We start from the raw sequence: 11449 nt of genomic DNA, 5'->3' as shown, positions 1-11449 counted from the left end.
AATTTGTCTATGAAAAGTTAATTTTTTCCCTGTACTAGTGTATTAGGATCATATCTAACACAACTCTGCACATTATTATAGTATAAAGGTTAATAGGCATGAAAACAATAGAAAATCCCGTAGCATTCACTACGGGACTATTCTATAGAACTTACATAAATTCGTTAACTAATTTATCAAAATAATTCTGGTCAAGATTCAAATCAGCCTTTGATAAAGGAGTTTCAGAGAAACCATTGATTAGTTCCTGATAAGATTGGCGTTCTGTGTTTTGGTAAATTAAACCAGTAACTAAGCCATTATGCTTCATCAATGTCTGCATAGCTTCTTCGCGGTTTGAAGGATCATACCCTTCGATATCGCTTAGTTTTGTTAGGTTTTCTTTAAACCAGTCATATGTGTTGACTTTGTTATAGGTAACACATGGACTGTATACGTTAATTAAAGAGAATCCTTTATGCTTAATACCTGCTTCAATTAAAGCAGTTAAGTCTTTAAGATCAGTTGAGAAGCTTTGCGCTACAAATGTCGCACCAGCTGTTAAAGCCATCTCCATTGGCGAAATCGGTTGTTCAATCGAACCTAGCGGTGATGATTTTGTTTTAAAGCCGGTAGCTGAACGTGGGGACGTTTGTCCTTTTGTTAAACCATAGATTTGGTTATCCATAACAATATATGTGATATCAACATTACGACGGATAGCATGAATAGTATGACCCATCCCAATCGCAAAACCGTCTCCGTCACCGCCAGAAGCGATAACTGTTAAATCACGATTTGCCATTTTTACACCTTGTGCGATTGGTAATGAACGTCCATGAATACCATGGAAGCCATATGAATTAATGTATCCAGAGATACGGCCAGAACATCCAATACCAGAAATAACAGCTAAGTTTTCAGGTTCTAGACCTACATTCGCTGCTGCACGCTGCATTGCCGCTTGTACAGAGAAGTCGCCACAGCCAGGGCACCAGTTCGGTTTTACATTATTTCTAAAGTCTTTAAAAGTGGCCATGTTTAGAACAACTCCTTACATTTTGTATATACTTCGTGTGGCAGGAACGGATTACCGTCATATTTTAAATGTTTAATAATCTTTTCAGCATGACCAACATTCATCTTCATAATGTTTGCCAATTGTCCAGTAGCGTTGTTCTCAACAACAACTACTTTCTTTGCTGAGCGAACAAGTGGTAATACTTCGTCTGTTGGGAATGGGTGAATCAAACGAATATGCGCGTGATTTACTTTCACTCCATCACTTTCTAGACGAACCATAGCCTCTTCGATAACACCTCTAGTTGAATTAAAACCAACTAGTAAAATGTCAGCTTCTTCGTGCTTAACGTTTTTATACACTGGTGTATTAAAACGAATATTTTCAATTTTTCGGAATCGCTTGTCCATTTGAGCGTTTCGGTTTGCCGCCGATTCAGAAGGTTTTCCTGTTTCATCATGTTCAACACCTGTTACATGGTGAATACCATTTTTCATACCAGGAATAACACGTGGTGAAACACCATCTTGTGTAACTTCATAACGCTTGAAATACGCTTTATTTTCATTCTCAGGAATTTCATCCGTCACAAGCTTTCCACGTCTGATTTCCACTTTATCCATGCTTAAAGGTTCAACAGTCTGCTTACCTAGAGATAGTTGAAGATCTGTTAGAACGATTACAGGACATTGATATTCTTCAGCAAGGTTAAATGCTTCAGTTGTATCGTAGAAAGCCTCTTCTACGGTACTTGGAGCCATAACGATTTTTGGAATTTCTCCATGTGTACCATAGATCATGGCCATTAAATCTGACTGTTCTTGCTTCGTTGGTAATCCTGTAGATGGACCGCCACGCTGAGTATCAACCACAACAAGCGGAGTTTCAGTAATACCTGAAAGACCAATTGCTTCCATTTTCAATGATAGTCCAGGACCAGCAGATGCTGTAATCGTACGGACACCAGCATAGTTAGCACCAATAGCCATTGTACATGCAGCAATTTCATCTTCTGTTTGAATAACTGTTCCGCCAAGAGCCGGAAGCTTTTTAATTAAATATTCCATTATTTCAGAAGCTGGTGTTATTGGGTATGCAGCCATGAAACGACATCCAGCGGCTACAGCTCCTAATGCAATAGCGTCATTTCCAATCATGAACATACGCTTCTTGCCGTCAGCCTTTTCAAGTTCCATTATTTCAATGCCATCCACAAGCTGTTTTTTCATATAATCAAATCCAGCTTTAATGGCGTCCATGTTCTTCGCAACTACTTGAGCACCTTTTTTACCGAAAATCTCTTGAACTACTTCTTCAAAAACATGAATATCAAGATTCAAGACAGCAGATGTTGCACCAATAGCTACCATGTTTTTCATTAGGGATGTTCCTAATTCAGTAGCGATTTCTGTGAATGGAACCGCATACAATGATGCTTGTGTATCTTCTGGTTTCTTCGGCGTAAATTTCGCATCCGCAAGAATAATACCTTTCGCATGAAGCTCTTTGTAGTTTAAATCGATCGTTTCTTGGTCAAAAGCGACAAGAACATCAAGATCATCAGAGATTGAACGAACTTCTGTCGTACTTACTCTGATTTTGTTATTTGTATGACCGCCTTTAATACGAGATGAAAAGTGACGATAACCATACAAGTAATAACCGAGGCGATTCAATGCAATAGCAAATATTTCCCCTGTACTTTCAATACCTTCCCCTTGTTGTCCGCCAACTTTCCACGAAAGTTGATTGATCATGACTTACACCCCTTTGGATATGTAAAAAATATATTTTATAACTCATAAATAGTGTAGCACAATTCCGAGTAATTCACTAGATTTTAGCTCTTTAATGCTTTAAAGACAAAATCAATTGAAACTAGAGATGTACTAAACGCTTACAATTCTAGACCTCTAAACCAAAAATTGCAACCCTTTCACACGAAATATTGTCTAAAATATGAATATTTTTTTATATTTAAAAAATTGACTTTTTGTTAAAATGCATATCTCAGTTTAAAAATGCTGTAAAAGCCTGCTGTTATGCGATTTTTTAATAAATCTAATAAAATATTATACTTTATCGCTTTATCGTGGAAAACGTTTTCATTTATACTAGAATAACATTATTATATTAATTTGTATATAAAAAAACCTGCTTATAAACTAAGCAGGTAAATGTTTGTATTATTCATCTTGTCTCACATCATTAATTCTATCTCTTTCATCTTGGTTCAACAATAAGCTTTATTGCCGTGCGTTCTTCACCATCTATCTGAATATCAGTGAACGCAGGGATGCAAATCAAATCAACTCCGCTAGGTGCTACAAATCCTCTTGCAATCGCTACTGCCTTAACAGCTTGATTCAATGCACCTGCACCAATCGCCTGTATTTCTGCTGCACCTCTTTCACGCAGAACTCCAGCAAGTGCACCAGCTACAGAATTAGGATTAGATTTTGCTGAAACTTTTAATATTTCCATTCCTAGCTCCCCCTTGTATAATCCCGATCCTGGCATGAGCAGTTTCATGAGCAAATCAGGTATATAAGTTTCCACTGCTACTATATTCATTCTGCAAAAGACATATTCCGGCTTGGACAAAAAAAGTGCTTATTTATTGCTAAAAAAGAAATAAACCTTCCACAATTGGAAGGTTAAGAATACCAAGGATTATCCTCACTTATTAGAATTCTTTCCATCTTTTTACACTTGCCAGTTTTCCGGTCTAGTTCCATGTAGACTCCACTAAGCTGGGTTCTGCCCGTTTTCGGAACTTCAAATCGTACAGGCAGGCTTGTAAGGAATTTTGTAATGACTGCTTCCCTTTCCATGCCAAGAATTCCGTCATAAGGGCCTGTCATCCCTACATCTGTTAAATAGCCTGTGCCTCCAGGCAGAATTCGGTTATCGGCCGTTTGAACGTGTGTATGTGTACCGACTACAGCCGAAACCCTTCCATCTAAGTACCAGCCCATTGCTTGTTTTTCACTTGTTGCTTCTGCATGAAAATCCACAAAGATAAAAGGTGTTCTCTCATGTGCCATTTCCACTAATTCATCCGCTTTCTTAAAAGGACAATCTAAAGGCGGCATAAAAGTACGCCCTTGTAAATTAATAACAGCAACTTCTAAGTCATTTACTTTAAAAAATTTCAATCCATCACCTGGGGTGCCTTCAGGAAAATTTGCTGGCCGTACCATATTCTTTGCCGATTCAATAAATTCAAAAATCTCCTTGTTATCCCATGCGTGGTTACCCAGGGTTACAGCCTGCGCACCAGAACCCAAAAACTCCCGGTAGATCTTTTCAGTTATCCCTCTTCCTCCTGCAGCATTTTCACCATTAATGATTGTAAAGTTGGGTCTGTATTTTTCTTTAATTTTTGGTACATATTCTTTCACCATATCTCTGCCTGGTGAGCCAACAACATCTCCAATAAATAATAAGTTCATATGTATTCCTTTCGTGATGCATTTATTTACTATAAATTGTATCACACTTTTGTTTTATTTAACCGCTCATTACCCGTTACATTACATAAAGGCGGTGTTAAAGGTTATTTTTATATTAAGAAGATTCAATAGACGGAAAAATTCCGCCTATTTTGAAATTTTGATTTAAAAAAGCTGAAATAGACGGAGAGATTCCGTCTATTGATTCAAAAAACGTGAAAATGAGGGATTTTGCTTTGAATAACCGGAAATCCTCCCCTTATTCACCCCGAAACAAGTTCAATTTTGTATTTAGCCGGAAAGTCTCCGCTTATTACTTGGCTGACTACTAAAGAGCAAATCAACCTTCTTTATACAAACCCACAAAAAATAAAGCAGTGCATAAGCACCGCTTTATTTTGCGTATTCCACAGCCCGTGTTTCACGGATGACTGTCACTTTAATATGTCCTGGATAATCAAGCTCTTCTTCGATTCGTTTTCGAATATCTCGAGCCAAACGATGTGCAGCTAGGTCATCTACTGCATCAGGTCTTACAATAATCCGCACCTCACGGCCAGCTTGAATCGCGAAGGATTTCTCAACACCATCATAGGACTCAGAAATTTCCTCCAGCTTTTCTAAACGGCGGATGTAGTTCTCAAGCGTTTCACTACGTGCTCCCGGTCTTGCGGCTGATAATGCATCAGCAGCAGCCACTAGAACAGCAATGGTTGATGTTGGCTCGGTATCACCATGGTGAGAAGCTATACTGTTGATAACAACTGGGTGTTCCTTGTACTTAGTTGCAAGCTCCACTCCAATTTCAACGTGGCTTCCTTCCACTTCATGGTCAATTGCTTTGCCGATATCGTGTAGGAGTCCTGCACGACGTGCCAGAATTTCATCTTCACCAAGTTCTGCTGCCAATAGGCCTGAAAGCTGTGCAACCTCCATGGAGTGCTTAAGAACATTTTGTCCGTAACTTGTACGGAATTTTAAACGTCCAAGGATTTTAATAAGATCCGGATGTAATCCATGCACACCGACTTCAAAGGTCGTTTGTTCGCCCACTTCACGGATATATTCATCCACTTCGCGGCGTGACTTTTCAACCATTTCCTCAATCCGTGCAGGATGGATACGGCCGTCTTGAACTAACTTTTCAAGAGCCAATCGAGCCGTTTCACGGCGAATAGGATCGAATCCTGATAGAATTACAGCTTCTGGAGTATCATCGATAATCAAATCAATTCCCGTAAGCGTTTCTAGCGTACGGATATTTCTTCCTTCACGGCCAATTATACGACCTTTCATTTCATCATTCGGAAGGTTGACTACAGATACAGTCGTTTCCGCAACATGGTCAGCAGCGCAACGCTGGATCGCTAGCGATAGAATTTCCTTCGCTTTTTTGTCTGCTTCCTCTTTCGCGCGGTTTTCACTTTCCTTAATCATTATCGCAGTGTCATAGGTTAATTCCTGCTCCATTTTATCGATAATGATGGATTTAGCTTCCTCACGAGTCAAACTCGAAATACGTTCAAGTTCAGTTTGTTGTGTTCGTACCAGCTCGTCCACTTTGCTTTCCATTTGTTCAATATGCTGTTGTCTTTGGTTTAGAGAATCATCCTTCTTTTCTAATAGAATTTCTCGTTTATTTAACGATTCATCCTTTCGATCTAAATTCTCTTCTCTTTGCAGTAAACGGTTTTCTTGTTTTTGCAGTTCATTTCTTCGTTCACGAACCTCACGTTCGGCTTCTGTACGAAGCTTGTGAATTTCATCCTTTGCCTCAAGCAAAGCTTCTTTCTTCAATGAATCAGCGTCACGCTTTGCATCTTCAAGAATCTGCTCTGCAGCATTCTTTGCACCTGCTATTTTTGCCTCAGCAATGGATTTACGAACAAAATAGCCAACAACGGCACCGACGATAATGCCAAGCAAAATGGAGATGATAGTAATTGGTTCCATCGTTACACCTCCTCTTGCTATGAACTTTTTGTTACACTTTTTTAAGTGTCGGCATGTACATTGGTTAGGTTCAACATACAGCAAGCACCAGGCTTTTCATTGTAATATTAACAAAAATGTAAAATATACATGTTAATTGTAAATGTGTGTATATTCATTGTCAAGGGTAACTCCTGACAGCATTTTTGAAATATTTAGACTTTGTTCATAGTTTAACAATAGTTAGAATGCTATCAAATGAATAATTATACAAATATATTATTAAATATACAATTTATTAAAAAAAGCAAAACCTGAATAGGTTTTGCTTTTTTGTTAGTCTATTAATTCAAACTGCTCATCATCATCGGCTTCAGTGACAATCTTTTCACCATCTAAGCCATAATGCGCACGAATTTTTTGTTGAATTTCAAGACGAACGCTTGGATTTTCCCTTAAGAAAGTCTTTGCATTTTCACGGCCTTGACCGATTCTTTCTTCATTATATGAATACCAAGAACCGCTCTTTTGAACGATGTCTAATTCAGAGCCAATATCAATGATTTCGCCCTCTTTAGAAATTCCTTCACCATACATAATATCTACTTCAGCTGTACGGAATGGAGGAGCAACTTTATTCTTAACAACTTTAATCTTTGTTTTGTTTCCAACTACGTCAGTACCTTGCTTTAACGCTTCTCCACGACGTACCTCAACACGAATCGTAGAGTAGAATTTTAATGCACGGCCACCAGGAGTTGTTTCAGGGTTCCCGAACATAACTCCAATTTTTTCACGAACCTGGTTAATAAAGATTGCAATTGTTTTTGATTTGTTAATGACACCAGAAAGTTTACGGAGTGCCTGAGACATCAAGCGGGCTTGAAGGCCCATATGGGAATCTCCCATTTCTCCTTCAATTTCTGCTTTTGGAACTAATGCTGCAACGGAATCGACTACTAGAATATCAATTGCACCGCTTCGTACAAGTGCCTCTGCGATTTCTAGCGCTTGTTCCCCAGTGTCTGGCTGGGATAACAATAGCTCATCAATGTTTACACCTAGTTTTTGTGCATATGCTGGATCCAGAGCATGCTCAGCGTCAATAAACGCAGCTTGTCCACCTGCAGCTTGTACTTCTGCGATTGCATGCAAGGCAACAGTTGTTTTACCAGAGCTTTCTGGACCGTAAATTTCGATAATTCTTCCTCTAGGATATCCGCCAACTCCAAGTGCTGAATCTATTGCTAGTGATCCGCTAGGACTTGTTAAAATCCGTGTATCTGTTTTCTCTCCCATTTTCATAATGGAACCTTTTCCGAATTGCTTTTCAATCTGTTTTAGCGCCATTTCTAAGGCCGCTTTACGATCAGTCACTACTAGTTCCTCCTTTATATATAAACCTAAAAAGTTAATAGCCAAAATCTATAATTTAAATCCTATTAATAATATAACCTCTTTTTAGACTTTTGTACAGCAAAAAATCGAACATTCATTCGACTTTTTTGGATCTAATACTCATGTAAAAATAGGTAATTCCCCAGGGATTTTCACAACTTCAACAGTTATTTAACTCTAAATTTACATTTTTTATCTATTTTCAGACTTTCCCAAAGTTTGTGAGAGTAACTTTGCTTATCATAGAGTATTTTCCGCTATGCGAGAGTAAACTCTCCTTATCCGAGAGTGTTTCCCACTATGCGAGAGTAAACCTTGCTTATCCGAGAGTGTTTCCCGCTATGCGAGAGTATGCCTTGCTTATCCGAGAGTATTTTCCGCTATGCAAGAGTAAACACTACTTATCCGAGAGTATTTCTCGCTATGCGAGAGTAAGCTTTGCTTATCCGAGAGTATTTTCCGCTATGCGAGAGTAAACTCTCCTTATCCGAGAGTGTTTCCCACTATGCGAGAGTAAACCTTGCTTATCCGAGAGTGTTTCCCGCTATGCGAGAGTAAGGCCTTGCTTATCCGAGAGTGTTTCCCGCTATGCGAGAGTAAACCTTGCTTATCCGAGAGTGTTTCCCACTATGCGAGAGTAAACCTTGCTTATCCAAGAGTATATCCCGCTATGCGAGAGTTAACCTTGCTTATCCGAGAGTATTTCTCGCTATGCGAGAGTAAGCTTTGCTTATCCGAGAGTATTTTCCGCTATGCGAGAGTAAACTCTCATTATCCGAGAGTGTTTCCTGCTATGCGAGAGTAAACCTGCTTATCCGAGAGTATCTCCCGAGTAAGACAAAAAAATCACAGAGAGCTCTAGTTAGCTTTCTGTGATTCTTGCAAATGCTTTATTAAATAGTAGCAGCCATATTTTACTGATCGGGTCCGGTTTGCTTCTCTTGAACCGCCAAGCTCAAGCTTTTCAACTACCGTTTGCTTCCCTTTTATCGAAATACCAATATATACGGTCCCAACCGGCTTGCCCTCCAGTTCATCTGGGCCGGCAACACCGGTAAAACTAATCCCTATATCAGCAGATACTAGAGCCGCAACATTTTCAGCCAGCTCTTTCGCACACTCTTGACTTACCACACCATAATTTTCAATTGTTTCCTTTTTAACGCCTAAGACTTTCTCTTTAACCTCATTGGTGTAACAAACCACACCGCCTTTGAAAACTGAGCTAACACCAGGAAAACTAGTTAATTCCTGTTGGAACAATCCTCCAGTCAGGCTCTCTGCAGCGGAAATTTTGACGTTTTTTTCTTTTAAAAGCTTCATTAATTCAGCAACTAAAGAAGTATTATCATAGCCATATAAAAACTCCCCTGCACGAGCTCTAATTTTACTCTCAGTTTCATCAAGCATCGACTCTGCGGTTTGTATATCTTGGTGCTTTGCCGTTAGCCTTAAGGTACATTCTCCGTCAGCTGCAAGCGGGGCAATCGTTGGATTGGTTTGTTGTTCTATTAAATCCATGATTTCAGTTTCTAACGAAGCCTCTCCGATTCCAAAGAACCTTAAAACTCTAGATACAATTTTATCATTCGTCTTTACTTGATTTGATAGAGCAGCCCTGCCAAATTGTAAAAACATAGGCTCCATTTCTTTCGGGGGCCCAGGTAATAGCATATAGATACAATTACCATTCTCGACCATCATACCCGGAGCCATCCCATGATTGTTTTGAAGAATAGTTGAACCTTCCAGAACAAGAGCCTGCTTCTTATTATTTTCTGTCATTACCCTGTTTGTCTTTTTAAAAAAGAGTTCAATAGATTCTAATGCAGCTATGTCCATTACGAGCTCTTTCCCTAAATGGCGGGCAATCGTTTCCTTTGTTAAATCATCTTTCGTCGGACCAAGTCCGCCAGTAAAAATAATTAAATTTGAGCGTTTTTCCGCAATCTCTATAGCTGACCTTAATCGGTCGGGATTATCACCAACAACTGTATGATAAAAAACATTGATGCCTAAAACAGCAAGCTGCTGTGATAGAAAACGTGCATTACTATTAACAATTTGACCCAGCAGTAATTCAGAACCAACAGCAATAATTTCTGCATTCATCATCTGACACCTAAGTTCTATTTAGAATTTTTGAAAACATGCATATTCTTAGAAAAATAATCCCATCCAGACCAGACAGTAAAAATTAATGCAACCCATAATGCAACGTCATCAAATGGAAATCCAATCATTTCAAAAATAATGTTATGTAATAAGAGTGCTGAAATTGCGATTATTTGTGCCCAGGTTTTGATTTTCCCCAGGTTATTGGCCGCTACCACTTCTCCACCCTCAACGAGTAATAAACGAAGACCTGTGACAGCAAATTCTCTGCTTATGATTACAATGACAATCCATGATGCTGCATATCCAAGATCAACAAGGACAACCAGCGCAGCAGAGACTAGTAATTTATCAGCAAGCGGGTCAAGGAATTTTCCCATATTTGTAACAAGATTATATTTTCGGGCATAGTAGCCGTCTACCCAATCTGTAGAAGAAGCAAAAATAAAAATTAATGCTCCCACAAAATGGGTTACAGGAAGGTCAGCTCCCAGCAGATGCATATTTCCCCATTCAAAGGGGGCAAGCATAATAATCAAGAATATAGGTATTAATAGTATCCTTGATATTGTTATTTGATTTGGTACATTCATTGTTTTGCCTCCAAATAATATTAGAACGAAAAATAGTCATCACTAGATGACTATTCGTTCTTCGGAACATATTGAATCGTAATGTTCTGACGAACCACATCAGCAGGTGCAATTGCATACTCTAGCTTCTGGTCATTTACGTAAATTTCAGTATCAAGCGTTCGCCCAACAACAATTGTTGCTTTGGTCTCCCCAGTTAAATCTACTTCCGTACTTTGTGTACCATTGGTTGTTAACATCCCTTGAAACTTAGTTTGACCATTGCCATTTGTAACACTCACCCATGTTTCCCCTATTGAGACCAGTTTCACCACAAATTTTTCTGCATTTTTCAAATCATAGACAGAGTTTTTTCCGCTGTTTTGCACGGCAGTTAATTCTTGTTTAGGCGCTTCTACAACAGGAGTTTCCTCAACCGTCTTTTCTTCATCATTTTCTTTCTCTTTTTCATTTTCCTTCGGCTTGTCTTTTTCGGCCTCATCTGCTTTTTCTAGATTATCAGAACGGACAAACTTTACAGGTTCATTTTCTTTATTAATTAAATCATTTGCCTTGTCACCCACGTTATTCACAATGAAATAATACAGAACCCCTGCAGCACCGACAATAAAGACTCCGATTAATACCTTTGGGATAATATCAAATATTTTCGATGAACCATCTGAAACCGTCCTGCGTGTTTTTACTCTAGACAGTTGTTCTGGTAAATCATCATTGTGAGTTGCAGGTATTTCATTCTTATACGTCTCAAAGATTTCATCCGGATTTAGCTGAAGAGCTTCAGCATATTGCTTTACAAAAGCTCGAACATAAAAATTCCCTGGCATGCTGGAATAATTACCTTCTTCAATACCTATTAAATACCGCTTTTGAATTTTAGTGAGAGACTGTAAATCCTCTAAACTTAATCCTTTGGCTAATCGCTCTTCTTTTAGTCGATTACCTAATTCAGTCAC

9 protein-coding genes are annotated in these 11449 nt (G+C 38.8%); all 9 read right to left on the bottom strand.

The window, feature by feature from the left end; all coding sequences use genetic code 11:
* Positions 1–151 precede the first annotated feature (151 nt).
* Positions 152–1018, bottom strand: coding sequence for a 2-oxoacid:ferredoxin oxidoreductase subunit beta (locus SFC47_RS03025; protein ID WP_411252772.1), 867 nt, complete (start codon positions 1016–1018; stop codon positions 152–154).
* A 2-nt stretch (positions 1019–1020) separates the two neighbouring features.
* Positions 1021–2757: a 2-oxoacid:acceptor oxidoreductase subunit alpha gene (locus SFC47_RS03020; RefSeq protein ID WP_411252771.1), complete on the bottom strand. Its 1737-nt coding sequence runs from the start codon at positions 2755–2757 to the stop codon at positions 1021–1023.
* 466 nt (positions 2758–3223) lie between these two features.
* Positions 3224–3484 carry a stage V sporulation protein SpoVS gene (gene spoVS, locus SFC47_RS03015; protein WP_003181955.1) on the bottom strand — a complete coding sequence of 87 codons (261 nt, stop codon included), beginning with the start codon at positions 3482–3484 and terminating at the stop codon, positions 3224–3226.
* A 173-nt stretch (positions 3485–3657) separates the two neighbouring features.
* The gene (locus SFC47_RS03010) at positions 3658–4455 is read right to left on the bottom strand and encodes a TIGR00282 family metallophosphoesterase (protein WP_411252770.1); all 798 of its coding nucleotides are present in this window, start codon (positions 4453–4455) and stop codon (positions 3658–3660) included.
* Between the two features lie 393 nt (positions 4456–4848).
* Positions 4849–6408: a ribonuclease Y gene (gene rny, locus SFC47_RS03005; protein ID WP_411252769.1), complete on the bottom strand. Its 1560-nt coding sequence runs from the start codon at positions 6406–6408 to the stop codon at positions 4849–4851.
* Between the two features lie 315 nt (positions 6409–6723).
* Positions 6724–7764, bottom strand: coding sequence for a recombinase RecA (gene recA, locus SFC47_RS03000; protein WP_411252768.1), 1041 nt, complete (start codon positions 7762–7764; stop codon positions 6724–6726).
* Between the two features lie 879 nt (positions 7765–8643).
* Positions 8644–9897: a competence/damage-inducible protein A gene (locus SFC47_RS02995; protein ID WP_411253608.1), complete on the bottom strand. Its 1254-nt coding sequence runs from the start codon at positions 9895–9897 to the stop codon at positions 8644–8646.
* 17 nt (positions 9898–9914) lie between these two features.
* Entirely contained in the window at positions 9915–10493 is a 579-nt protein-coding gene (pgsA, locus tag SFC47_RS02990) for a CDP-diacylglycerol--glycerol-3-phosphate 3-phosphatidyltransferase (RefSeq protein WP_411252767.1), read from the bottom strand.
* 50 nt (positions 10494–10543) lie between these two features.
* Positions 10544–11449 (bottom strand): helix-turn-helix domain-containing protein, encoded by a 906-nt coding sequence (locus SFC47_RS02985; RefSeq protein WP_411252766.1) that lies wholly within the window; start codon positions 11447–11449, stop codon positions 10544–10546.

Origin of the sequence: Neobacillus niacini, assembly GCF_046591715.1 — a bacterium.
Classification (GTDB): Bacteria; Bacillota; Bacilli; order Bacillales; family Cytobacillaceae; genus Neobacillus; species Neobacillus niacini_L.
Note: the sequence above shows the minus strand (reverse complement) of the source record. Positions and strands in the feature narration are given on the sequence as shown.

Coding starts and splice junctions, on each gene's coding strand:
- SFC47_RS03025 (WP_411252772.1), bottom strand. CDS start 1,018: ATGGCCACTTTTAAAGACTTTAGAAATAATGTAAAACCGAACTGGTGC.
- SFC47_RS03020 (WP_411252771.1), bottom strand. CDS start 2,757: ATGATCAATCAACTTTCGTGGAAAGTTGGCGGACAACAAGGGGAAGGT.
- spoVS (WP_003181955.1), bottom strand. CDS start 3,484: ATGGAAATATTAAAAGTTTCAGCAAAATCTAATCCTAATTCTGTAGCT.
- SFC47_RS03010 (WP_411252770.1), bottom strand. CDS start 4,455: ATGAACTTATTATTTATTGGAGATGTTGTTGGCTCACCAGGCAGAGAT.
- rny (WP_411252769.1), bottom strand. CDS start 6,408: ATGGAACCAATTACTATCATCTCCATTTTGCTTGGCATTATCGTCGGT.
- SFC47_RS02995 (WP_411253608.1), bottom strand. CDS start 9,897: ATGAATGCAGAAATTATTGCTGTTGGTTCTGAATTACTGCTGGGTCAA.
- pgsA (WP_411252767.1), bottom strand. CDS start 10,493: ATGAATGTACCAAATCAAATAACAATATCAAGGATACTATTAATACCT.